We start from the raw sequence: 24,644 nt of genomic DNA, 5'->3' as shown, positions 1-24,644 counted from the left end.
TTCTGCACAAAAAAGCCCGATCCTCTAAAGGACCGGGCTTTTTTTAATAGGATGAATCAGTTGTTGAATTTGTTGTACTGTTTGAGCTTGTGCTGCTGTCATTCGAATAGCTGCTTCCGCTCGTCGTACCGTCAGTTGTTGTGCTTTCTTCTGTGCCAGTGCTGCTTGTATCTGGAGTATAATCTAAATGCTCTTGGAGCGTTTGTCTGACTTTCTCCAGATTTGTGGCATCCGGTTCAAAATAATACGTGTTGCTAGGCCCTAAATACAAATCAGATCCTGTAATGCTCAAAGTGTCGATTTTCTTGCTGGTAAAGCCGCTGTATATCTGCTGCAGCGCTAAACCTTCAGTAATGCGAATATTGGTTTCAACGTTCTCGCTGGCTTTTTCTGCGATTTTATCAATCTTAGCAATGTTGCTTGCACTTGACATTCGGTCAATCAGTGCATTTAAAATTTGTTTCTGTCTGTCATTACGTCCGAAGTCTCCGCGTTTATCCTGTTTTCTCATACGGGCATACGCCAAGGCTTCTTCGCCGTTTAAGTGCATCTCGCCTTTTTTGAAGTAGATCCGTTTGCTTTCGTCTACGTCACTTTTTTCATCGAAATCGAAAGGCACATCTACATCAATACCGCCAACTTCATTAATTACATCTTTAAATCCGTCAAAATCAACTGTGACATATTTATCGATCGGGATTTGCAAGAAGTTTTCAACGGTTTCAACTGTCTCATCTTTTCCGCCTTTGCTGTAAGCGGCATTAATCTTTGTTTTGCTTCCGGTTGTGTCACTGGCTAATTGCACCCGTGTATCACGCGGAATGCTCAGCATTTTCATGGTTTTATTTTTGGGATCAAGGGTAACTACAATAAGAGAGTCTGATCTCCCTTTTTGTCCTTTGGTCGCGTAATCCTCTATTCCCATAAATAAAATAGAAAACGGTTTTTTCTTCATATCTACAACTTCGCTGCGAAGATTTGATTTATTTCCGCGGGAAAGAGCATCGTATGAATCATCCGCAGCGCTAATGGTTTTATAAAGTTTATATCCTCCAAGCCCAACGACTACCAATAATGCAAGGGCGAACAATAACACAATTCTTTTTAAGATTTTCCTGCGTTTGCTCTTTTTCTTTTTTCGCACACGCACTCTAACGCGTTCAGCCATTATTCAGTCTCCTTTAAGTGATTGACGGCTTTTTCAAGATACGTCAACTCTCCCTCTTTAATATCACTTTTTCCATTTGTCAGTTCTGTCATCCACTCAGAAAATGCGTTTGTATCTTTTTCTTCCACGTATGTTTCGAATTCAACATTTTCCGCATAATGGATTTCCTTTAACAGAAATTGTGATTCTCTTAATTCATTTTCAATCTTGCCAAGCCAAGTGTAATCTGCGGAAGTATGCATGACCCGCATAAGTTTCCGTTCTACAACACCTATATAATTTAATCCTTCAGACACTGATTTCCCATAAGCGCGAATTAATCCGCCGGCCCCAAGTTTAATGCCTCCAAAGTATCGTGTAACGACGGCGCAAGTGTCCTTAAGTCCGCGTTTTTTTAATACCTCGAGCATCGGCACTCCCGCTGTACCGCTTGGTTCTCCATCATCATTGGCTTTTTGGATATGATCGTTCTCGCCAATTACGTAAGCCGAGCAATTATGAGTCGCATTCCAGTGCTGTTTCTTTATTTTCTGTATAAATTCCTGTGCCTCTTGTTCGGTAGAAACACGGCTTAAATGACAGATAAAACGCGATTTTTCTATAACAATCTCGTGTTCTCCTGCTTCTTTCACAGTAAAATAGCTGTGCAGCATGCTTGCTGACCCTCCTGCTAAGCATAAAAGACTGTCTATACAAATTCGTACAGTCTTTAGAATTTTTGTGCGTATTTTGTTATCATAAAGAGTAAGAAGGTATATAAAATTGTTTTTTTCTAGAATATACGCATTCTTTCATTATAATTCGACACAATTTGCAGATCAATTACATTTATAATAAAAATATATGACAACGCCGTGACGGAGGGAAATTATGAATAAAACAAAGATGGATTCCAAAGTGCTGGATTCTATTTTGATGAAGATGCTGAAAACCGTTGACGGGAGCAAGGACGAGGTTTTTCAAATCGGGGAGCAGTCACGCCAGCAGTATGAACAGCTGGTTGAAGAACTGAAACAAATTAAACAGCAGGTGTATGAAGTTATCGAGCTTGGCGATAAACTTGAAGTGCAAACCCGCCATGCGAGAAACCGTTTATCTGAGGTCAGCCGCAATTTTCATAGATTCAGTGAAGAAGAAATCCGCAATGCTTACGAAAAAGCCCATAAGCTGCAGGTAGAATTGACGATGATCCAGCAGCGTGAGAAGCAACTGCGAGAACGCCGGGATGATTTAGAACGCAGATTGTTAGGCCTTCAGGAAATCATTGAGCGGTCTGAATCATTAGTAAGCCAAATTACAGTTGTGCTCAACTACTTGAATCAGGATTTGCGCGAGGTGGGACTGCTGCTTGCTGATGCTCAGGCAAAACAGGATTTCGGCTTAAGAATTATTGAGGCGCAGGAAGAAGAGCGAAAAAGAGTCTCCAGAGAAATTCATGACGGGCCTGCTCAAATGCTGGCAAATGTTATGATGAGATCGGAATTAATTGAGCGGATTTTCCGTGACCGGGGTGCTGAGGACGGATTCCAAGAAATTAAAAATCTCCGTCAAAATGTGCGGAATGCCCTTTACGAAGTGAGAAGGATTATATATGATTTAAGACCGATGGCCCTTGATGACCTAGGCCTAATTCCAACTTTAAGAAAATATCTATATACAACCGAGGAATATAACGGGAAGGTCAAAATACATTTTCAATGCATCGGTGAAACAGAGGATAAGCGCCTAGCGCCCCAGTTTGAAGTTGCGCTCTTCAGGCTCGCACAGGAAGCTGTGTCTAATGCGCTAAAGCATTCTGAATCTGAAGAAATTACAGTCAAAGTTGAGATCACAAAGGATTTTGTGATTTTAATGATTAAAGATAACGGCAAAGGGTTCGACCTGAAGGAAGCGAAAGAGAAGAAAAACAAATCATTCGGTTTGCTGGGCATGAAAGAAAGAGTAGATTTATTGGAAGGAACCATGACAATAGATTCGAAAATAGGTCTTGGGACATTTATTATGATTAAGGTTCCGTTATCTCTTTGACTATGATTTGTAAAATAGAGCCAAAAGGCATATTGACTGAATGATAGAGTATATAGAACAATAATACAAGGAGGCGTGGCTTGTGACTAAAGTAAACATTGTTATTATCGACGACCATCAGTTATTTCGTGAAGGTGTAAAACGGATATTGGATTTTGAACCTACCTTTGAAGTGGTAGCCGAAGGTGACGACGGAGACGAAGCGGCTCGTATTGTAGAGCACTATCATCCTGATGTTGTGATCATGGATATCAATATGCCAAACGTAAATGGTGTGGAAGCTACAAAACAGCTTGTAGAGCTGTATCCTGAATCTAAAGTAATTATTCTATCAATTCACGATGACGAAAATTATGTAACACATGCCCTGAAAACAGGCGCAAGAGGTTATCTGCTGAAAGAGATGGATGCTGATACATTAATTGAAGCGGTTAAAGTAGTTGCAGAGGGTGGTTCTTACCTTCATCCGAAGGTTACTCACAACCTCGTTAACGAATTCCGCCGTCTTGCAACAAGCGGAGTTTCTGCACATCCTCAGCATGAGGTTTACCCTGAAATCCGCAGACCATTACATATTTTAACTAGGCGGGAATGTGAAGTGCTGCAGATGCTTGCAGACGGAAAAAGCAACCGCGGTATTGGTGAATCATTGTTTATCAGTGAGAAAACCGTGAAAAACCATGTGAGCAATATCTTACAAAAAATGAATGTAAACGACCGGACGCAAGCTGTTGTGGTCGCCATTAAAAATGGCTGGGTAGAAATGAGATAGTATAAAATGAGACTTGCCTTTTACTAGGCAGGTCTTTTTTTAGGTCGCTGTTTCCCTTACAATAGAGTTATAAAGCAATAAGGCAGGTATCGAAGCTATGAATATTGCAGTAGTAACAGACAGCACAGCATATATTCCGAAAGAAATGCGTGAACAACATCAGATACATATGATCCCCCTTCAGGTTGTTTTTGGGGAAGAAACTTACCGTGAAGAAATCGAACTGGACTGGAAAAGCTTTTACGAAGAAGTTAAAAAACATAATGAGCTTCCGACGACTTCTCAGCCGCCAATCGGCGAGCTGGTTGCTTTGTATGAAGAGCTTGGCAAGACTTATGATGCGGTCATCAGTATCCATCTTTCCAGCGGAATCAGCGGTACGTTCAGCAGTGCAGCAGCGGCTGACACTATGGTCGACAATATTGACGTGTATCCATTTGACTCAGAGATCAGCTGTTTGGCCCAAGGATTTTATGCGCTTAAAGCGGCTGAATTAATCAAAAATGGAGCATCATCGCCGGAAGATATTATAAAAGAATTGGAAGAAATGAAAAAAACAGTTCGAGCGTATTTTATGGTAGATGATTTAGCCCACCTTCAGCGGGGCGGACGATTAAGCAGCGCCCAAGCCTTCATTGGGAGTCTTCTAAAGGTAAAGCCTATTCTTCATTTTGACAATAAGGTAATTGTGCCTTTTGAAAAGATTCGCACACGTAAAAAAGCAATTTCGCGAATTTATGAGCTTTTAGACGAAGATGCGAGTAAAGGATTGCCTATGCGTGCTGCTGTTATCCACGCTAATCGAGAAGAAGAAGCGGCGAAAATCATTGAAGAGCTTTCTGCTAAATATCCTCATGTTGAATTTTATAACAGCTATTTTGGCGCGGTAATCGGCACTCATTTGGGTGAGGGCGCGCTAGGAATTTGCTGGTGTTTTAAATAACGCAAAATCTCCGTTTTAGCAGCGGAGATTTTTTTATATTCTTATTTTGATTGCTGGACAGAAAATATTCATTCAGGCATACTGTCTCGAAAGGAGGCGGTGCTATGCTGATTGTGCCAGCTGAAAAGAACATTTCTTTCTCAAAAGAATTGCAGCAGACGCTTCAAAGCCGTCAGTTGCTCAGAACTGAACTCCCATTTTCCGAGGAGATGATTGAATGGCATATCAAAAATGGCTATATCGCCGCTCAAAACTCTATATCCATAAATAAACGGGGGTATAGATGTAATAGGTGCGGCCAAAATGACCAGCGGTATTTTTCTTTTTATCATTCATCTGGAAAGAATCAGCTGTATTGCCGTTCTTGTGTCATGATGGGCAGAGTGAGTGAAAATGTTCCTTTATATTCATGGATAGAGGAGGATGAACCAAATGGGCAGCCTATCAAGCTTACGTGGAATGGCCAGCTCTCAAGCGGACAGCAAAAAGCTGCCAATGTCTTAATTGAGGCCATATCAAAAAAAGAAGAGCTCCTCATCTGGGCGGTTTGCGGCGCTGGCAAAACAGAGATGCTATTCCCCGGTATAGAATCCGCATTAAATAAAGGATTGCGTGTTTGTATTGCGACACCCCGCACCGATGTTGTATTAGAGCTAGCTCCGAGACTCAAGGCTGCCTTTCAGGGTGCTGACATTTCAGCGCTTTATGGAGGAAGCGAGGACAAAGGGCGGTTATCTCCGCTTATGATTTCCACTACACATCAACTCTTGCGATATAAAGACGCATTCGACGTCATGATTGTTGATGAAGTTGATGCTTTTCCGTATTCTGCTGATCAAACTCTTCAATTCGCTGTTCAAAAAGCAAGAAAGAAAAACAGCACTCTTGTTTACCTAAGTGCAACACCCCCTAAAGAATTAAAAAGAAAAACACTGAACGGACAGCTACACTCAGTTCGGATTCCAGCAAGACACCACAAAAAACCTTTGCCAGAACCGCGCTTTGTATGGTGCGGAAACTGGAAAAAGAAATTAAACCGAAACAAAATTCCGTCAGCGGTAAAGAGATGGATAGCGTTTCATGTGAAAGAGGGGAGGCCTGTTTTTTTATTTGTTCCCTCCGTTTCTGTTCTGAAAAAGGCAGCTGCATGCTTTAAAGATGTTAATTGCAGAATTGCGTCTGTACATGCGGAAGATAAGCAAAGAAAAGAGAAAGTACAGCAATTCAGAGACGGCCAGCTTGATCTCTTACTCACAACAACAATACTAGAAAGAGGCGTCACGGTCCCAAAGGTGCAGACAGGTGTATTAGGGGCAGAATCACCTATCTTTACGGAAAGCGCACTTGTTCAAATTGCAGGAAGAACCGGGCGGCATAAAGAACATGCGGATGGTGATGTCATTTTCTTTCACTACGGAAAAACAAAGAGTATGCTGGATGCAAGAAAGCATATAAAAGAAATGAATGACTTGGCAGCAAAAAATGAATGAACAGACTAGCCATTATTTGAAAACATGGTACAGTATACTCATATAACCGATGATGAGGAGCTGTAAAAATGCTTGTCAATTCAAAAGAAATCGTAATGAAAGAACTGCTCGACCGATATATGGACCAGCTTCATATGACTTGCACTTGCCAAGTATGTAGAAACGATGTATTGGCACTTTCTTTAAACAAAGTAAAGCCATCCTATGTCACTGATCTTAAAAAGATCGCATATACGAAAGCTGAGCTGGTAGATAAACAAAAAAACACGGCTATGCTTGTCATTTTGGCTGAATCTGCTGCTGTGGTATCAGAGAGTCCAAGCGATTTATGCCAAACGAAGCAGGAGGAGGCATTCATAAACTGATCTGTCTATTGTGCGATTCACAATTTTCTCAAGCTGTTACATGGAGCGCCCTTTTTTTATTAAAGCCTGACGAAAAGGTCTGTCATTCCTGCAGAAGCAAATTTAAGAAAATCACAGGACAAATCTGCACCTTGTGCGGCAGACCTCAATCCGTTCATGCGGTATGCAGAGATTGCGAGGTGTGGAAATCAAGGGTCAGTGACAGTTTACTGCTCCGCCAAAACCGTTCAGTTTACACATATAATGAAATGATGAAAGAAACGCTCTCCCGTTTTAAATTTAGAGGTGATGCAGAAATCATAAATGCATTTAAAAGCGATTTTTCTTCAGCCTTCTCAGAGGTTTACCCCGATAAGCATTTTGTTCTCGTTCCTATTCCGCTGAGCAAGGAACGGGAAGAAGAGCGCGGATTTAACCAGGCGCAGCTCCTGGCAGAATGTTTAGACCGTCCTATCCACCATCCCCTCATCCGCCTGAATAATGAGAAACAGTCTAAGAAAAAGAAAACAGAACGCCTGCTTTCGGAGCGTATTTTTGATACAAAAAACAACTCAGCCGAAGGTATGAATATCATTTTAATAGACGATCTTTATACAACAGGCGCCACTTTGCATTTTGCAGCCCGCTGTTTATTAGAGAAAGGAAAAGCACGTTCAGTGGCATCTTTTACCTTGATCAGAAGCTAAATGATTCTGTTTTTATGCCGATATAATCACTAGAAATTAACACAGGCATATTATCGAATAAGGAGAAAAAAGATGGGAGAACTGGCGAATTGTCCGAAATGCAATGCTTTATTTTTAAAAACAAAGCTGCAAACCGTATGTCAGGCGTGTATTAAGGAAGAAGAAAAATCATTTGAGATTGTATATAAGTTTTTAAGGAAACAGGAAAACCGGCAATCAACTTTGAGCCGTATAACCGAGGAAACAGGTGTAGAAGAAGAGCTGATATTGAAATTCATCAGGCAAAAACGCATTCAAATCACTCATCTTCCCAATTTGGCATACCCTTGTGAAAGGTGCGGGACATCGATTCGGGAAGGCAAGTTCTGCAAGGGTTGTCAGTCCGATTTAAAGGCTCAAATGGATCATTTGGACCACGAGGACGCACTGAAAACAGAGAGAAAAAATAGTAAAAAAGACACATACTATGCCTATAATACCAAAAACAACTGATTCCCTAAACTAACTGAAAACGCAGTCGATAAAAGGGTTAGATTGTTTAAAGACTGCAACGGAAAGCGAGAGGAATCCTATGAAAATCAATCAATTTGGAACACAATCCGTTAATCCATACCAAAAAAATTATGAAAAGCAAGCGGTGCAAAAAACTGCTGCACAGCCTCAAGATAAAATTGAAATTTCATCACAGGCTAAAGAAATGCAAAATGCATCCGACGCAGTCACTGGTTCACGCCAGGAAAAAATTGCGCAGCTTAAAGCGCAAATTGAAAACGGGTCATACAAAGTAGACGCAAATCATGTAGCGAAAAATATGATTAATTTTTATAAAAAGCAATAAAAAAGGAGAAAGCCCATGTCAGCAAAGCCAATTATTGAACAATTGAAGCGACTTTGCGTTCTGCATGAGCACCTGCTCACGCTGTCTGAGGAAAAGACTGAAGCGCTCAAAGGCGGCAAAACAAAAGAGCTTTCTAATATTTTGACAAAAGAGCAAAAATATATTCAAGCTATCGGGCAGACAGAAGATGACCGGATCAAAGCAACTTCTGCCTTTCTCGGATACAGCGAAAATAACACCATTTCCGCATGTATCGCCAAAACCTCTGGCAGTGAAAAGGAAGAGCTGGAACAACTATATGAATCTCTTTCTAAAGTTCTCGGACGACTGAAAGAAGTGAATGAGATGAATAGGCAGCTGACGAGAGACGCGCTGCAATTCATCTCTATTTCATACGATACGCTGGTTCCTAAGGAAAACAACTTCAATTATAGTAAATCAATTAAAGCTGAGCTTCCGAAGAGCAGCCGAATGAAACTATTTGATTCAAAAGTTTAGCAGAAAGGAATTCAGAATATGACATCTACCTTTATGGGGCTTGAAACTGCAAGGCGGGCGTTAAGCGCTCAGCAGGCAGCGTTAAGCACTACTGCAAATAACGTGGCAAATGCCAATACTGATGGTTATACAAGACAGCGAGTCTCATTAGAGGCAACTGACTATTTCCCTGCTGTATCCAAAAACGCAGAAAAAACTGCAGGACAAATGGGAACCGGTGTTCAAGGGAAGTCAGTTGAGAGAATAAGAGATATCTTTCTTGACTACCAATACCGTCTTCAAAACAACAGTGCCGGATACTACGACACGAAAGCTAAAGCTCTGTCCCAAATGGAAGGCATCTTAAATGAGACGGATGACAGCGGCTTAAACAGTGTGCTCAATTCGTTTTGGAATTCCCTGCAGGAATTATCGAATAATACAAACGAAGACAGCGCGCGTTCTGTTGTTGCTCAAAAAGGGAAAGCTGTAGCAGAAACGTTTAATTATATTTCTGAATCACTTACAAATGTTCAATCGAACTTAAAAGCAGAGCTAGATACGACTGTGTTGGATGTCAATTCTCTGCTTTCTCAATTAAACAGTTTAAATAAGCAAATCGCACAAGTAGAACCGGTCGGGCTTCTTCCGAATGGTTTATATGATCAGCGAGATTTGTTGATAGATAAATTATCCTCAATGGTTGATATCAAGGTCAGTTACAACAAATCAGGCGGGAATGCGCTTGCTTCTGCTGAAGGGACTGTTTCCATTGAAATCCTTGATAAGAATAAACAGTCTCTGGGAACTGTTTTGGACGGTAAAAATTACGAGGTTTCAGAACTTGCAGCCAACTATGATAATGAAACTGGGTTAGTATCAAGTATTTCAATCGGAGACACTGCTGTACAGGCTGAGTCATTCAGCAGTAAGGGATCCCTTTTAGGATTTATAGAGTCTTACGGGTATGTAACAGCAGACGGCCAAGAAAAGGGCATATACCCGGACATGCTTTCTGACCTTGATAATATGGCGCTTGAATTCGCAAAAGCTTTTAATGAGGTGCACAGAAATGGTTTGACCAAGAGCGGCGAACAAGGCGGGGACTTTTTTGATTTTACCAGCGGTGAAACTGTAAAAGGAGCAGCAGGCAAGATTAAAGTTGCTGACAGCATATTAGATTCAAAAGGCGCAAACATTGCTTTCTCACTTACTGGCGCAGCCAACGATAATTCAAATGCAACAAATTTAGCGAATGTTTTAACCGGTGATATAACCATTAATGGTAAAAAAACAAGTGTGTTAGATTACTATGCAGGACTGATTGGCGAGCTTGGAATTAAAGCACAAGAAGCTAATCGCCTGGCGTCTAATACAGAAACACAGCTGAATGATGCTGACATAAACCGTCAGCAAATGAGTGCTGTTTCTTTAGACGAAGAAATGACGAATATGATTCAATTCCAACACGCATACAATGCTGCTGCGAGAATGGTCACTTTACAAGACGAAATACTCGATAAAGTGATCAATGGCATGGGTGTCGGAGGAAGGTAGGTAGATCAAATGAGAGTAACACAAGGCATGATTCAGCAAAACTCATTGAGATATATCGGTTCAAGCTACTCGAAGCTGGATAAACTTCAATCACAGATTTCATCAGGGAAAAAAATCTCAAAAGCGTCCGACGATCCTGTAGTAGCAATGAAAAGCTTAAAATATAATACGCAATTGTCTCAAGTGCAGCAATATCAAAATAATGCTTCTCAAGCCTTTACCTGGCTCGAAAACACAGAGACGAACATTACTGAAGGAATTGACATATTAACAAAAGTCAAAGAATTAGCTGTTCAAGCTCAAAATGACACAAATGGTGAAGCGGAGCGGCAAGCAATTGGCGTAGAAGTGAAGCAGTTAAAGGAACAGCTTTTAAATATTGCGAATACACAAGTGAACGGCAGATATATCTTTAATGGCACAAACTCAGACAAGCCTCCCGTTACAGATAACGGAGACGGAACTTTTACAATCTCTGATACTGCTGATGTCATTGTCAATATCTCTAATAATATGACATTAAAAGTGAATTCAGATCCAAAGTCAGCTTTTGGGGGCACTTCTGAAAGCGGACAGAATGTGTTTGAAATGCTTAACTCATTTGAGAAAGCACTTAGTTCAGGTTCACTAGATGGCATGGATAGCGTTTTAAATGATATTGATCAATTTTCTGAGGGCATGAGTGCTGAACGTTCTGATCTTGGAGCGAGGTATAATCGTCTTGAACTGATTAATACAAGACTCTCAGCTCAGGAAGAAACAGCTACAAAAGTGTTATCAGACAATGAAGATGTAGAATTGGAAGAAGTAATAACGGAATTTATTGCGCAGCAAAGCGTGCATAGGGCTACTCTGGCTGTAAATGCGCAAATTGTTCAGCCTACATTGATTGACTTTTTAAAGTAAGCGGCTCTTAGGAGTTCGCTTTTTTTATAGTTTAGGAGGTAGAGTGATGCAAATTCCCAGATTGATTATGCATAGTGTTCAAGGGAAAATTGGTTTAACAACGACGCCTGCCAGCTTACAAATGGAGCAGCCGCAAGCCGATTTAGATATCGAACAGCCAAGCGCGGAAATGGAAATATCGGTGACACCTGGAAAACTCACGATTGACCAAACGCAAGCATGGGAAGAATTAGACAGAAAACATATATTCAAAAGAATCGAAGAAGCCGCCCAGCAAGGACATGAGGATGTCATGGAGGGAATAGCCCGCACTGCAGAAGAAGGGGACGAGCTTATGAGAATTGAAAATAAGGGGAACCCAATCGCTTCACAAGCAAAGAGGAACTCTGAGATGCACCAAATTCAATTAGGCGAAAATTATGCCCCTTCTCTTTCAAGGGTGAAAATACAATATACCCCGTCACAGCTTGATATTCAGATTACGCCGCGAAAGCCTGTTATTCAGGCTGAACCGCATAAACCAATTGTTGAATATACGCCGGGGAACGTTAAGGTTGACATGCTTCAATACCCTGATTTAAATATAGATGTAGAATACCCGAAAGAATAACTCGAAAAGTAAAAAGAAAAGGATCGTGAACAATGATCATTCATACTAAGTACCATGGCCAAATGAACGTAAAAGAAGAACAAATCATTCTTTTTGAAAACGGGATTCCAGGCTTTTTAGAAGAAAAACAGTTCGTCATTCTTCCGCTTTCAGAAGACTCTCCATTCGTGGCACTGCAGTCCGTCACTTCAGAAAATCTTGCGTTCATCGTTGTGAGTCCGTTCATCTTTTTTAAGAATTATGAGTTTGACCTTGATGAATCAACTGCTGAACTTTTGGATATCGATAATATTGAAGACGTAGAAGTCATGACAATCTTGACCATGGCAGAGCCATTCGAAAAATCTACTGCCAATTTATTGGCCCCCATTATTGTGAATCGCAAGAACATGATGGCTAAGCAAGTCGTTTTACACGACTCCTCATATACGACAAAACATCCGATTGGAGGAGAATCATGCTAGTTTTATCGCGGAAAATAAATGAAGCGATTCAAATAGGTGCTGATATTGAAGTAAAAGTGATTGCGGTTGAGGGTGATCAAGTGAAACTGGGAATTGAAGCCCCAAAGCATATTGATATTCACAGAAAAGAAATTTACTTGACCATTCAGGAAGAAAATAACCGTGCAGCAGCGTTATCCAGCGATGTGATCTCCGCATTATCCTCACAAAAAAAGTGAGGATTTTTTTATTTTTGTATTAACAAAATCAGAGACAATCCGATATTAATGATGTAGCCGGGAGGAGACGCAAATACTTCGCCAGTTACAAAAAATGAGGCACAAGGACGTGCCTAAAAACATATTCAGGGAGGAACAAAACAATGAGAATTAACCACAATATCGCAGCACTTAACACACTGAACCGTTTGTCTTCAAACAACAGTGCGAGCCAAAAAAACATGGAGAAACTTTCTTCAGGTCTTCGTATCAACCGTGCGGGAGATGACGCAGCAGGTCTTGCGATCTCTGAAAAAATGAGAGGACAAATCAGAGGTCTTGAAATGGCTTCTAAAAACTCTCAAGACGGAATCTCTCTTATCCAAACAGCTGAGGGTGCATTGACTGAAACTCACTCTATTCTTCAACGTGTTCGTGAACTAGTTGTTCAAGCAGGAAACACAGGTACTCAAGATGGTACTGACCTTCAAGCAATCCAAGACGAGATCTCTTCACTTGTTGAAGAAATCGGCGGTGGCAGTGGAGCAAATGGTATTTCCGATCGTACTGAGTTTAACGGTAAAAAACTTTTAGACGGTACTTTCAGTTCTACTGGTACTAATAAGCTTACATTCCAAATTGGAGCAAACGGTGGTCAACAACTTTCTGTTAATATCGAAAGCATGGCTGCTACTGCTATCGGAGCAGTAGATGGTACTGGAGCTCTTGTTGCTGGACAAGCAGTTTCAAATATCAATGTGAAAAACTTTGCGACTACTGCAGCGGACGCAGCTGGCGGGTTCAACGAACAGCTTAAAATCGTTGACGATGCTATTAATACAGTTTCTACTCAACGTTCAAAACTTGGTGCGGTACAAAACCGTCTTGAGCACACAATCAACAACTTAAGCGCTTCTGGTGAAAACCTGACAGCTGCTGAGTCTCGTATCCGTGACGTTGACATGGCTAAAGAGATGAGCGAGTTCACAAAGAACAACATTCTTTCTCAAGCTTCTCAAGCGATGCTTGCTCAAGCGAACCAACAGCCGCAAAACGTACTTCAATTGTTACGTTAATTTTAAAACAGACCTTGGCGTTAGCCGGGGTCTTTTATTTTATATTTCTAACTCCGAATCATTCCCCTTGCTGTCTCTAACCTTTCGTTAGCTCATGATATAATAATCGAATTCTCCACCTGCTTTATAAATGTATTTCCAAACAAGAAATATAAAACGGATGAGTTTTTTTCCAAAAATATGTGTAATCTTATCTCGACTTAGTCGATATAAACGATAGATTGGGGCATAGGGGATGATCAATTGAATATTGAAAGGCTCACTACGTTACAACCTGTTTGGGATCGTTATGATACTCAAATACATAATCAGAAAGATCATGAGAGTGAGGTTCCTGTTCATCAAGTTTCATATACCCATCTTGTTGAAATGGTAGGGGAAATGAACAAGCTTTTGGAACCTTCGCAAGTTCATCTGAAGTTTGAGCTCCATGAAAAGTTAAATGAATACTATGTAAAGGTAATAGAGGACTCTACAAATGAAGTCATCCGCGAAATTCCGCCGAAACGGTGGCTTGATTTTTATGCGGCTATGACTGAATTTCTTGGGTTATTTGTAGATGAAAAAAAGTAGATTAGGAGTGGTTTGAAATGGTCACGAGAATAACAGGTCTGGCGTCAGGAATGGATATAGATGATATCGTATCAAAGCTGATGCAGACAGAAAGAGCGCCGCTTGATAAGCTGACACAAAAAAAACAGACTCTTGAATGGCAGCGTGACAGCTATCGTGAAGTAAACTCAAAAATAAAAGAATTGCAAGATTATATGTCTAAAAATACGTTGACATATCCGAGTACGTATCAGAGCAAAACTGTGACCAGCTCCAATGAGTCTGTGTTAACTGCTACAGGAAGCGCAAGTGCGCCAAACTCTTCTTCTACTGTTGAGGTAGCGAGCTTGGCAACCGCAGCAACGTATAAGGCAAATAATTATACGGGATACACACAAGGCGATTATAATTTGGCATTTAACGTTGTTGCGCCTGGAGAGACAACGGCAAAAACAGTAAACATCAGTGTGACGAGTGCTGATACGATTGATAATGTGATTTCTAAAATTAACAGCTCAGATCTAGGAGTATCAGCATTTAAAGATAAAATTTGGAATGGTACAGAGTATGTAGAAACGATTGCGTTTTCTTCTAAATCAACAGGCGCAGGAGGCAGCATACAGGCAGCAGACTCTGCTACAGCAGGTTTTATGTCAGGTCAGCTTGGTTTTTCTTTGGACGCTGATAATAAGCTCACTGCTTACAAAGAAGGAACAAATGCAAAAGTCACTATTAATGGCTTTGAAATGGAGAAGCTGACAAACAATTTCACGGTTAATGGCGTTACCTACTCAATTAAAAATACAACTGCAGCCACAGGCCCTGTTACAACATCTGTTTCGACTGATGTTGACGGGATTTACAACCAAATTAAAGAGTTTGTAGATAAATACAATGAATTGGTTGACAGCCTAAATGAAAAGCTGCAAGAAGAGAAATACAGAGACTATACTCCGCTGACGAGTGAACAAAAAGAAGCAATGTCTGATAAAGAGGTAGAACTCTGGGAGGAGAAGGCAAAAAGCGGTTTGCTGAGAAATGATACCAGCATAAGCACTGGTACGAACCAAATGCGGTCTGATTTTTATTCTCAAGTAAATGCGGATGGGAAAACTTACCAATTAACTGAATTTGGCATCACAACCTCAAGTGCTTACCAATTGCGGGGACATTTAGAGATTAATGAAGAAAAACTGAAAGCGAAAATAGAAGAGGATCCGCAAAGTGTTGCCGCTTTATTTACTAGCGGAACGAACAGCAGCGACTATAGTGAAAAAGGAATTATGAAACGCATCGGTGACACACTGAAAAGTACAGTGAAAAGCATTGAAGCAAAAGCCGGTAACTCGACAATGGGAACCAATGACTACTCAATCGGCAAAAATTTAAACACGATTAGTACGGATATCACCAAAATGCAGGACAGATTGAATACCATAGAAAACCGCTATTATACAAAATTCAGTGCAATGGATTCTGCGATTCAAAAAATGAACGAACAAGCGTCCTATTTATCACAGCTTCTTGTACAATAAATGTAATTTGGAGGATGACACATGGCGATCCAAAATCCTTATACAGCCTATCAGCAAAATTCAGTGAATACCGCTACACCCGGTGAGCTGACGCTTATGCTGTATAATGGCTGTTTGAAATTTATAAGACTTGCATCTCAGGCGATTGAGAATGATGATATGGAACGTAAAAATGAAAATCTCATTAAAGCGCAAAATATCATTCAAGAATTAAATTTTACGCTTAACCGTAACATAGAGCTTTCCGCTTCTATGGGTGCGATGTACGATTATATGTATCGAAGATTGGTACAGGCAAATATCAAAAATGATACGAGTATGCTGGCTGAGGTTGAAGGTTATGTAACAGATTTTCGCGATGCTTGGAAACAAGCTATGCAAAGTGAACGGAAGGACCGGCACGGATCAGGCGGGATCGCATGAAAAACATAGATCAACTATACACTGAGACGAAGAGTATGCTGTCACACATACAAGATACACCGGAAAGCGATGAACTTTTAAAGCAAATTGAAGACTTTGTTGCTAAACGGTCTGAACTTATTCAGGAGATATCTCTGCCGCTTTCAGAAGAGGAACAAAAGCAGATGAAGCTAGTCCTGACATGGGATCAGCAAATTGTGAAGGAAATGGAGAGACTGAAGCAGTCAATCGCAGCAGAACTCCAGCAGGTAAAAAGAAAACGTGCGATGCATACGACGTATTTAAATCCTTATAACAATATCACGATTGACGGCAGATATTATGACAAGCGTAAATAGGTGAGTGCCTTGAAAAGCATTGAAGATTATACGCTTTTATCAGCTTATTATCATCTTCTTTTTACCATTGAAGAAGGGCTGTGTTATTTGATAGAGGCTGAACAGAATTTATCAAAAACAGAAGGGGATCGGATCTACCAAGATCTGATCCAAGCCTTTTTTCATTTGGATTCAACACATTCAACACTTCTCTTTGTTATGAATACGCGGTGCGCTGAAATTTGCGTTAAAGCATTTGACGAAATTTTTGCGGAGTTTGATCAATTGGTTTCTTTCTCTTTTCCCTCCCATGAGTTCTGTGAGTATTTAAAAGAACATTTTTTGATTCATTATAGAAAATGGATGATGTCCATTCATAAATGCATGGAGCCCTTTGTAATCAATTAGGCGAGGGTGAGGTATTTGTTTCGTACCATCAGCATATACATATACCTCCGAACCGCTGATATAGCAGCAAATACAACACAATTCGACAAAGTTCACTGAATTTTCACAAAAAGTTTACGTTTCAGCAGGAATTGTGAAGGGTAAAGGAGAAATAGATACATATCCTTAATAAAAGGGAGGCGTTCTTTGATGAACTATAACATCAGAGGAGAAAATATTGAAGTGACACCCGCGTTAAAGGATCATGTCGAGAAGAAGATCGGCAAGCTGGAGCGTTATTTTGACCATAGCGTGAATGCCGATGTGAACGTCAACTTGAAGTTTTACAATGACAAGGAGTCTAAAGTTGAGGTTACGATTCCAATGACAGATCTGGCGCTTCGGTCCGAGGTGCATAACGAGGATATGTACAACGCAATTGATCTCGCAACAAACAAACTGGAACGTCAAATTCGTAAGCATAAAACGAAAGTAAACCGTAAATTCCGTGAGCAGGGCTCTCCAAAATATTTATTGGCAAACGGCCTTGACTCTGATACAGATATTGCGGTTCAGGATGAAATAGAAGAGGATGAGAGCTTGGACATTGTCCGTCAGAAACGCTTTAATTTAAAGCCGATGGATAGTGAAGAAGCGATCTTGCAAATGAATATGCTCGGCCATAATTTCTTTGTTTTCACAAATGCGGAAACAAACCTTACAAATGTCGTGTACCGCAGAAATGATGGAAAATATGGCTTGATTGAACCGACTGAATAATGAAGAGCAGCCTTCCGTGATGTCCGCGGAAGGTTTTTGTTTTTCTTATTTGCAAATTCTTTGGAAATAACAAAAGGTATGATATGATAATGAGAGGTATACATGGACTAGTAAATTATTTATACATGCCTGCAAAAACAGGCATGTGAAGATAGAGGAGCGTTATAAATGCTTGGAATTTTAAATAAAATGTTTGATCCAACAAAACGTACGCTGAATAGATACGAAAAAATAGCTAACGATATTGATGCGATTCGCGGAGACTATGAAAATCTCTCTGACGACGCGCTGAAACATAAAACAATTGAATTTAAAGAGCGCCTTGAAAAAGGGGCGACAACTGATGATCTTCTTGTGGAAGCATTTGCTGTTGTTCGGGAAGCTTCACGCCGCGTAACCGGCATGTTTCCGTTCAAAGTCCAGCTCATGGGGGGCGTGGCGCTTCATGACGGAAATATCGCAGAAATGAAAACAGGGGAAGGGAAAACGTTAACGTCTACTCTGCCTGTTTATTTAAATGCGTTAACAGGTAAAGGCGTACACGTCGTGACTGTCAACGAATATTTGGCAAGCCGTGATGCTGAGCAGATGGGGAAAATTTTCGAGTTTCTCGGTTTGACTGTCGGCTTGAATTTAAACTCAATGTCAAAAGACGAAAAACGGGAAGCTTATGCTGCTGACATTACTTACTCCACAAACAACGAGCTTGGCTTCGATTATTTGCGTGACAATATGGTTCTTTATAAAGAGCAGATGGTTCAGCGCCCTCTTCATTTTGCGGTAATAGATGAAGTTGACTCTATCTTAGTCGATGAAGCGAGAACACCGCTTATCATTTCTGGACAAGCTGCGAAATCCACTAAGCTATACGTGCAGGCAAATGCTTTTGTCCGTACGTTAAAAGCAGAGAAGGATTATACGTATGATATCAAAACAAAAGCTGTTCAGCTTACTGAAGAAGGAATGACGAAGGCGGAAAAAGCATTCGGCATCGATAACCTGTTTGATGTGAAGCATGTCGCGCTCAACCACCATATCAATCAGTCCTTAAAAGCTCACGTTGCGATGCAAAAGGACGTTGACTATGTAGTGGAAGACGGACAAGTTGTTATTGTTGATTCCTTCACGGGACGTCTGATGAAAGGCCGCCGCTACAGTGAGGGGCTTCACCAGGCGATTGAAGCGAAGGAAGGGCTTGAAATTCAAAATGAGAGCATGACCTTGGCGACGATTACGTTCCAAAACTACTTCCGCATGTACGAAAAGCTTGCCGGTATGACGGGTACAGCTAAGACAGAGGAAGAAGAATTCCGCAACATCTACAACATGCAGGTTGTCACAATTCCTACTAACCAGCCTGTTGTCCGTGACGACCGTCCGGATTTAATTTACCGCACGATGGAAGGAAAGTTTAAGGCGGTTGCGGAGGATGTCGCACAGCGTTACATGACGGGACAGCCTGTTCTTGTCGGTACGGTTGCGGTTGAAACGTCTGAGCTGATCTCTAAGCTGCTCAAAAACAAAGGGATCCCGCATCAAGTATTAAACGCCAAAAACCATGAACGTGAAGCGCAGATCATTGAAGAGGCCGGCCAAAAAGGTGCAGTTACGATTGCGACAAACATGGCGGGGCGCGGAACGGACATTAAGCTTGGCGAAGGTGTAAAAGAGCTTGGAGGCCTAGCTGTTGTCGGAACGGAACGCCATGAATCACGCCGGATTGACAACCAGCTCCGGGGACGTTCTGGACGTCAGGGAGACCCGGGGATCACTCAATTTTATCTTTCTATGGAAGATGAATTGATGCGCAGATTCGGAGCTGAGCGGACAATGGCGATGCTTGACCGCTTTGGTATGGATGATTCCACTCCGATTCAAAGCAAAATGGTATCCCGCGCGGTTGAATCGTCTCAAAAACGCGTGGAAGGAAATAACTTCGATTCACGTAAACAGCTTCTGCAATATGATGACGTTCTCCGCCAGCAGCGCGAGGTCATTTATAAGCAGCGCTTTGAAGTCATCGACTCTGAAAACCTGCGTGAAATCGTTGAAAATATGATCAAGTCTTCTCTCGAACGGGCAATTGCTGCCTATACGCCAAGAGAAGAGCTTCCTGAGGAGTGGAAGCTTGACGGTCTCGTTGAGCTTGTCAACGCGACTTATCTTGATGAAGGCGCGCTTGAGAAGAGTGACATCTTCGGCAAAGAACCGGATGAAATGCATGAACTCATCATGGATCGCATCATGACCAAATATGATGAAAAAGAAGAAAAATTCGGCGAAGAACAAATGCGCGAATTCGAGAAAGTCATTGTCCTTCGCGCCGTCGATTCAAAATGGATGGACCATATCGATGCGATGGATCAGCTTCGCCAAGGGATTCACCTTCGTGCTTACGCGCAAACAAACCCGCTGCGTGAGTATCAAATGGAAGGCTTTGCGATGTTTGAGCATATGATTGAATCAATTGAGGACGAGGTCGCAAAATTTGTGATGAAAGCTGAGATTGAAAACAATCTGGAGCGCGAAGAGGTTGTACAAGGCCAAACGACGGCTCATCAGCCTCAGGAAGGCGATGAAAACAAAAAAGCGAAGAAAGCACCGGTTCGCAAAGTGGTTGATATCGGCAGAAACGCGCCATGCCACTGCGGAAGCGGGAAAAAATATAAAAATTGCTGCGGCCGGACTGAATAGTTCGCTCAGGCAAGGGTACTGACCGCGGCGCCTGTGGCGCCCGCGGATCTTTTAATGAGGTGAATGGAATGGAATTATCAGAAATCAGAGCAGAGCTCGAAAATATGGCTTCTCGTTTAGCGGACTTTAGGGGGTCTCTTTGACCTCGAATCAAAGGAGGCCCGCATTGCTGAGCTAGATGAACAAATGGCTGATCCGGAATTCTGGAATGATCAGCAGAAAGCCCAAACGGTCATAAATGAAGCAAATGGTTTAAAGGATTATGTCAATTCCTATAAAAAATTGAATGAATCCCATGAAGAACTGCAAATGACTCATGACCTTCTGAAAGAAGAGCCGGATCAGGATCTCCAGCTAGAGCTTGAGAAAGAGCTAAAGGCATTAACTAAGGAGTTCAACGAATTTGAGCTTCAGCTTCTTCTCAGTGAACCGTATGATAAAAACAACGCAATTTTGGAGCTGCATCCGGGTGCGGGCGGTACAGAGTCACAGGATTGGGGCTCTATGCTCCTCAGAATGTACACTAGATGGGCTGAGCGCCGCGGTTTTAAAGTGGAAACACTCGATTACCTTCCAGGTGATGAGGCCGGAATTAAGTCAGTCACATTGCTGATTAAAGGCCACAACGCTTACGGATATATCAAGGCGGAAAAAGGTGTTCATCGTCTTGTTCGGATTTCTCCGTTTGATTCTTCAGGCCGCCGCCATACATCATTCGTATCGTGTGAAGTCATGCCTGAATTTAACGATGAGATCGATATTGATATCCGTACGGAGGATATTAAAGTTGATACGTACCGTGCAAGCGGAGCGGGCGGACAGCACGTCAATACGACGGATTCAGCCGTTCGGATTACTCACTTGCCGACGAATGTGGTTGTGACGTGCCAAACGGAGCGCTCACAAATTAAAAACCGTGAAAGAGCCATGAAAATGCTGAAGGCCAAGCTGTATCAGCGCAGAATTGAAGAACAGCAGGCAGAGCTGGATGAAATCCGCGGTGAACAAAAAGAAATCGGCTGGGGTAGCCAAATCCGCTCTTACGTATTCCATCCGTATTCCATGGTAAAAGACCATCGGACCAATACAGAAATGGGTAACGTTCAAGCGGTAATGGACGGAGACATTGATACATTTATTGATGCCTACCTGCGTTCTAAGCTTTCATAAGCAGAAAACACACCTGATGTATACAGGTGTGTTTTTTAATTTCTTCATATCCTTGATTTCACTGCTGCTTTAGCATATTACCACTGTGTTTGGGTGTTATTTACATCTAATCAGGGAAGGATTAAAATGCTATCGGAGAGCATTGGATGAAACGGAGGATATATGATGGATGTACGGAATCAAACACTTCAGGTTTTGCGGGATTATGTATACATATTAATAGGAGCAGCGATTACAGCCGTGTCCTTTAATGTATTTTTGCTTCCAAACAAGATTGCCGCCGGCGGTGTCAGCGGAATCAGTACGATTTTGCAGTCATATGGTTTTGAAGCAGCGTTTGTACAGTGGATTATTAATATTCCTTTATTTATTGCCGGTGTCATTTTGCTCGGCGGTAAATTTGGGCTTAAGACGCTTGCGGGTTCTGTTTTTTTGCCCCTTGTTGTGTTTTTGACAAGGGATATTCAGCCCGCTACTCATCATGAGCTCCTTGCGGCGATTTTTGGCGGTGTCGGCATTGGTGTGGGAATTGGCATTGTGTACTTAGGAAAAGGCTCGACGGGAGGAACGGCCTTGGCTGCACAGATCATTCATAAGTACTCCGGTCTGTCGCTGGGGACGTGTCTCGCAATCATTGACGGATTGATTGTTGTTACGGCTATGATCGTATTTAATATTGAGCAAGGCTTATATGCCATGCTTGGCGTCTTTGTGTCCAGCAAAACCATTGATGTCGTTCAAGTCGGCTTCAATCGTTCAAAAATGGCGCTCATTATTACAAAGCAGGAACAGGCTGTTAAGGAAGCCGTTTTACAGAAGATTGACAGAGGCGTGACGAAAATTTCCGCGGTCGGCGGATATACTGACGATGACCGCCCAATTTTAATGTGCGTGGTTGGGCAAACTGAATTCACCAAATTGAAACAAATCGTCAAACAGATTGATGAGTCAGCTTTTGTGATTGTGGCGGATGCGAGTGAGGTGCTGGGCGAGGGTTTCAAACGTGCTTAAACGAGGTTATAATATGGAAGAGATCGTAAAGGAGTTGTGCTTCTCAACATGAAATCAAAGTTATCGATACTAATGCTTGTATTTACGCTTTCAGTTCTGTTGGCTGCCTGCGGTTCAAATGATGCAAAAGAAGAGAAGACAGACACAGGCAGCAAGACCGAAGCCTCTGCATCTGAAGGGGAAGAATTATATCAGCAAAGCTGCGTAGGCTGCCACGGCAAGGATTTAGAAGGTGTGTCAGGGCCTAATCTTCAAGAGGTCGGAGGCAAATACGACGAAGACAAAATTGAAAGCATTATTAAAAACGGCCGCGGCAATATGCCGAAGGGGCTTGTAGATGATAAGGAAGCCGCCGTTATTGCCAAATGGCTGTCAGACAAAAAGTAAGATAAGAAAATCTTTGCCGCAGTGCAGGCAAGGATTTTTTTATGCCATGACAATATGAATGAAAAGAAACTGTAATAGTATTATGTCTAAATTTGACGTATAATGAAGTGTATTGAAAAATGAAACTTTCAGATTTTTCATCTTTTAACAAATGAGTGGGTCATAAATTGTCGAATGCATTCGAAGAGTATGACCGTGTGATACATAAAATGATATAAAAGATTAGGTGATTTCATGATAGAGATGAAAGAAGTATACAAAGCCTATCCGAACGGCGTAAAAGCGCTTAATGGGATTTCTGTTGCCATTCATCCCGGCGAGTTTGTTTATGTTGTCGGTCCGAGCGGAGCGGGTAAGTCTACTTTTATTAAAATGATATACAGAGAAGAAAAGCCGACAAAAGGACAAATTTTACTTAATCATAAAGATCTCGCGACAATTAAAGAAAAAGAGATTCCTTTTGTGCGCCGTAAAATAGGCGTTGTCTTCCAGGATTTCAAACTTCTGCCGAAACTTACTGTTTTTGAAAATGTAGCATTTGCCCTTGAAGTGATTGGAGAACAGCCGTCTGTCATTAAGAAACGGGTGCTTGAAGTGCTTGATCTCGTGCAGCTGAAGCATAAAGCGAGACAATTTCCTGACCAGCTTTCAGGCGGGGAGCAGCAGCGTGTATCTATTGCCAGATCAATTGTGAACAATCCTGATGTTGTCATTGCTGATGAACCTACAGGAAACCTTGATCCGGATACGTCCTGGGAAGTCATGAAGACGCTGGAGGAAATTAATAACCGCGGGACAACAGTCGTGATGGCGACACATAATAAAGAAATCGTAAACACCATTAAGAAACGTGTCATTGCAATCGAAGATGGTATCATTGTGCGTGATGAGTCAAGAGGGGAGTATGGTTCATATGATTAAAATTCTCGGGCGCCATTTGCGTGAGAGTTTTAAATCTCTCGGGAGAAACACATGGATGACGTTTGCATCCATTAGTGCTGTAACCGTTACGCTGATTTTAGTCGGCGTGTTTTTAGTGATTATGCTGAATTTGAATAACATGGCCACGAATGCTGAAAAACAAGTCGAAATCAAAGTTTTGATTGATCTGACTGCAGATCAGAAGGCACAGGACAAGCTGCAGAACGATATTAAGGAATTGAAGGGCATTCAGAGTGTCACTTTTTCATCAAAAGAAAAAGAGCTTGACCAGCTGGTTGACAGTTTTGGTGACAGCGGTAAATCCCTGACGATGCAGGATCAGGAAAACCCGCTTAATGATGCATTTGTCGTTAAAACGACAGATCCGCATGATACGCCGAATGTGGCAAAAAAGATTGAAAAAATGGATCATGTGTATAAAGTCACTTACGGAAAAGAAGAGGTCAGCCGTTTATTTAAAGTGGTCGGCGTTTCCCGCAACATCGGAATCGCGTTAATTATCGGCTTGGTATTTACGGCGATGTTCTTAATTTCCAATACCATTAAAATTACGATTTTCGCAAGAAGAAAAGAAATTGAAATCATGAAGCTTGTCGGCGCGACGAACTGGTTTATCCGCTGGCCGTTTTTCCTTGAAGGATTACTGCTTGGCGTATTCGGTTCTGTGATTCCGATCGCACTGGTGCTGAGCACTTATCAATACGTCATCGGATGGGTCGTTCCAAAGGTTCAAGGATCATTTGTCTCTCTTCTTCCTTATAATCCATTTGTATTCCAAGTTTCGTTGGTGCTGGTTGCAATCGGCGCAGTAATTGGAGTATGGGGAAGTCTGACTTCCATCCGCAAGTTTCTGCGAGTATAAAGAGAAA

29 protein-coding genes are annotated in these 24,644 nt (G+C 41.7%); 27 read left to right on the top strand and 2 right to left on the bottom strand.

Annotation, left to right across the window (positions count from 1 at the left end):
- Positions 1–43: 43 nt before the first annotated feature.
- Together CVV77_RS20755 and CVV77_RS20750 are read right to left on the bottom strand one after the other, a co-directional pair.
- A complete protein-coding gene (locus tag CVV77_RS20755) occupies positions 44–1,168 on the bottom strand; it encodes an LCP family protein (protein ID WP_100276398.1) in 1,125 nt (374 codons plus the stop codon).
- Entirely contained in the window at positions 1,168–1,821 is a 654-nt protein-coding gene (locus tag CVV77_RS20750) for a YigZ family protein (RefSeq protein ID WP_100276397.1), read from the bottom strand. The genes CVV77_RS20755 and CVV77_RS20750 overlap by 1 nt, the downstream gene beginning before the upstream one ends.
- Before the next feature lie 217 nt (positions 1,822–2,038).
- Here CVV77_RS20750 and degS point away from each other — a divergent pair, with 217 nt between their 5' ends.
- The 27 genes from degS (at position 2,039) to ftsX (ending at position 24,637) form a co-directional block, all read left to right on the top strand.
- Positions 2,039–3,196, top strand: coding sequence for a two-component sensor histidine kinase DegS (gene degS / locus CVV77_RS20745; RefSeq protein WP_003235467.1), 1,158 nt, complete (start codon positions 2,039–2,041; stop codon positions 3,194–3,196).
- Positions 3,197–3,278: 82 nt separating this feature from the next.
- Positions 3,279–3,968, top strand: coding sequence for a two-component system response regulator DegU (gene degU, locus CVV77_RS20740; protein ID WP_003219701.1), 690 nt, complete (start codon positions 3,279–3,281; stop codon positions 3,966–3,968).
- A 97-nt stretch (positions 3,969–4,065) separates the two neighbouring features.
- On the top strand, positions 4,066–4,911 hold the full coding sequence (locus tag CVV77_RS20735) for a DegV family protein (protein WP_019259610.1): 846 nt from the start codon (positions 4,066–4,068) through the stop codon (positions 4,909–4,911).
- A gap of 107 nt (positions 4,912–5,018) precedes the next feature.
- A complete protein-coding gene (comFA, locus tag CVV77_RS20730) occupies positions 5,019–6,401 on the top strand; it encodes an ATP-dependent helicase ComFA (protein WP_100276412.1) in 1,383 nt (460 codons plus the stop codon).
- Between the two features lie 68 nt (positions 6,402–6,469).
- Positions 6,470–6,766, top strand: coding sequence for a late competence protein ComFB (comFB, locus tag CVV77_RS20725; RefSeq protein WP_019259609.1), 297 nt, complete (start codon positions 6,470–6,472; stop codon positions 6,764–6,766).
- Complete coding sequence (locus CVV77_RS20720; protein ID WP_142397316.1) at positions 6,730–7,452, top strand: ComF family protein; 723 nt, start codon at positions 6,730–6,732, stop codon at positions 7,450–7,452. The genes comFB and CVV77_RS20720 overlap by 37 nt, the downstream gene beginning before the upstream one ends.
- 72 nt (positions 7,453–7,524) lie before the next feature.
- Positions 7,525–7,944, top strand: coding sequence for a TIGR03826 family flagellar region protein (locus tag CVV77_RS20715; RefSeq protein WP_100276396.1), 420 nt, complete (start codon positions 7,525–7,527; stop codon positions 7,942–7,944).
- Between the two features lie 79 nt (positions 7,945–8,023).
- Positions 8,024–8,290: a flagellar biosynthesis anti-sigma factor FlgM gene (flgM, locus tag CVV77_RS20710; RefSeq protein ID WP_003235453.1), complete on the top strand. Its 267-nt coding sequence runs from the start codon at positions 8,024–8,026 to the stop codon at positions 8,288–8,290.
- 15 nt (positions 8,291–8,305) lie between these two features.
- The gene (gene flgN, locus CVV77_RS20705) at positions 8,306–8,788 is read left to right on the top strand and encodes a flagellar protein FlgN (RefSeq protein ID WP_100276395.1); all 483 of its coding nucleotides are present in this window, start codon (positions 8,306–8,308) and stop codon (positions 8,786–8,788) included.
- An 18-nt stretch (positions 8,789–8,806) separates the two neighbouring features.
- Positions 8,807–10,324 (top strand): flagellar hook-associated protein FlgK, encoded by a 1,518-nt coding sequence (flgK, locus tag CVV77_RS20700; protein ID WP_100276394.1) that lies wholly within the window; start codon positions 8,807–8,809, stop codon positions 10,322–10,324.
- Positions 10,325–10,333: 9 nt separating this feature from the next.
- The gene (gene flgL, locus CVV77_RS20695; protein WP_100276393.1) at positions 10,334–11,230 is read left to right on the top strand and encodes a flagellar hook-associated protein FlgL; all 897 of its coding nucleotides are present in this window, start codon (positions 10,334–10,336) and stop codon (positions 11,228–11,230) included.
- A 46-nt stretch (positions 11,231–11,276) separates the two neighbouring features.
- Positions 11,277–11,840, top strand: coding sequence for a DUF6470 family protein (locus CVV77_RS20690; protein ID WP_100276392.1), 564 nt, complete (start codon positions 11,277–11,279; stop codon positions 11,838–11,840).
- 32 nt (positions 11,841–11,872) lie between these two features.
- A complete protein-coding gene (gene fliW / locus CVV77_RS20685; protein ID WP_014115344.1) occupies positions 11,873–12,304 on the top strand; it encodes a flagellar assembly protein FliW in 432 nt (143 codons plus the stop codon).
- A complete protein-coding gene (gene csrA / locus CVV77_RS20680; protein WP_003235443.1) occupies positions 12,298–12,522 on the top strand; it encodes a carbon storage regulator CsrA in 225 nt (74 codons plus the stop codon). Before fliW ends, csrA begins: the two co-directional genes overlap by 7 nt.
- 143 nt (positions 12,523–12,665) lie before the next feature.
- The gene (gene hag / locus CVV77_RS20675; protein WP_100276391.1) at positions 12,666–13,577 is read left to right on the top strand and encodes a flagellin Hag; all 912 of its coding nucleotides are present in this window, start codon (positions 12,666–12,668) and stop codon (positions 13,575–13,577) included.
- 243 nt (positions 13,578–13,820) lie between these two features.
- Complete coding sequence (gene flaG, locus CVV77_RS20670; protein ID WP_088111989.1) at positions 13,821–14,150, top strand: flagellar protein FlaG; 330 nt, start codon at positions 13,821–13,823, stop codon at positions 14,148–14,150.
- Between the two features lie 17 nt (positions 14,151–14,167).
- On the top strand, positions 14,168–15,664 hold the full coding sequence (locus tag CVV77_RS20665) for a flagellar hook-associated protein 2 (protein ID WP_100276390.1): 1,497 nt from the start codon (positions 14,168–14,170) through the stop codon (positions 15,662–15,664).
- Positions 15,665–15,685: 21 nt separating this feature from the next.
- Positions 15,686–16,087, top strand: a complete 402-nt coding sequence (gene fliS / locus CVV77_RS20660; RefSeq protein ID WP_019259599.1) for a flagellar export chaperone FliS — start codon at positions 15,686–15,688, stop codon at positions 16,085–16,087.
- Positions 16,084–16,425, top strand: a complete 342-nt coding sequence (gene fliT / locus CVV77_RS20655) for a flagellar protein FliT (protein ID WP_003235438.1) — start codon at positions 16,084–16,086, stop codon at positions 16,423–16,425. The genes fliS and fliT overlap by 4 nt, the downstream gene beginning before the upstream one ends.
- A gap of 9 nt (positions 16,426–16,434) precedes the next feature.
- The gene (locus CVV77_RS20650) at positions 16,435–16,812 is read left to right on the top strand and encodes a DUF8042 domain-containing protein (RefSeq protein WP_019259597.1); all 378 of its coding nucleotides are present in this window, start codon (positions 16,435–16,437) and stop codon (positions 16,810–16,812) included.
- Positions 16,813–17,001: 189 nt separating this feature from the next.
- Positions 17,002–17,571: a ribosome hibernation promotion factor gene (hpf, locus tag CVV77_RS20645; protein ID WP_003235436.1), complete on the top strand. Its 570-nt coding sequence runs from the start codon at positions 17,002–17,004 to the stop codon at positions 17,569–17,571.
- 168 nt (positions 17,572–17,739) lie between these two features.
- Positions 17,740–20,265, top strand: coding sequence for a preprotein translocase subunit SecA (secA, locus tag CVV77_RS20640; protein ID WP_084995355.1), 2,526 nt, complete (start codon positions 17,740–17,742; stop codon positions 20,263–20,265).
- A 68-nt stretch (positions 20,266–20,333) separates the two neighbouring features.
- Positions 20,334–21,435 (top strand): peptide chain release factor 2 gene (gene prfB, locus CVV77_RS20635; RefSeq protein WP_100206186.1). Its coding sequence is split into 2 segments (ribosomal slippage): positions 20,334–20,405 and positions 20,407–21,435, totalling 1,101 coding nucleotides; the frame shifts between segments, so codons are not numbered across the junction.
- A gap of 165 nt (positions 21,436–21,600) precedes the next feature.
- Positions 21,601–22,446: a YitT family protein gene (locus CVV77_RS20630; protein WP_088111991.1), complete on the top strand. Its 846-nt coding sequence runs from the start codon at positions 21,601–21,603 to the stop codon at positions 22,444–22,446.
- Between the two features lie 48 nt (positions 22,447–22,494).
- The gene (cccB, locus tag CVV77_RS20625) at positions 22,495–22,833 is read left to right on the top strand and encodes a cytochrome c551 (protein ID WP_019259594.1); all 339 of its coding nucleotides are present in this window, start codon (positions 22,495–22,497) and stop codon (positions 22,831–22,833) included.
- A gap of 234 nt (positions 22,834–23,067) precedes the next feature.
- Complete coding sequence (gene ftsE, locus CVV77_RS20620) at positions 23,068–23,754, top strand: cell division ATP-binding protein FtsE (RefSeq protein WP_003235431.1); 687 nt, start codon at positions 23,068–23,070, stop codon at positions 23,752–23,754.
- Positions 23,747–24,637: a permease-like cell division protein FtsX gene (ftsX, locus tag CVV77_RS20615; protein WP_032731804.1), complete on the top strand. Its 891-nt coding sequence runs from the start codon at positions 23,747–23,749 to the stop codon at positions 24,635–24,637. The genes ftsE and ftsX overlap by 8 nt, the downstream gene beginning before the upstream one ends.
- Positions 24,638–24,644: the final 7 nt, after the last annotated feature.

Origin of the sequence: Bacillus sp. SN1, assembly GCF_002796895.1 — a bacterium.
Lineage (GTDB): Bacteria > Bacillota > Bacilli > Bacillales > Bacillaceae > Bacillus > Bacillus inaquosorum.
This window is presented reverse-complemented; position numbering and strand designations above follow the sequence as displayed.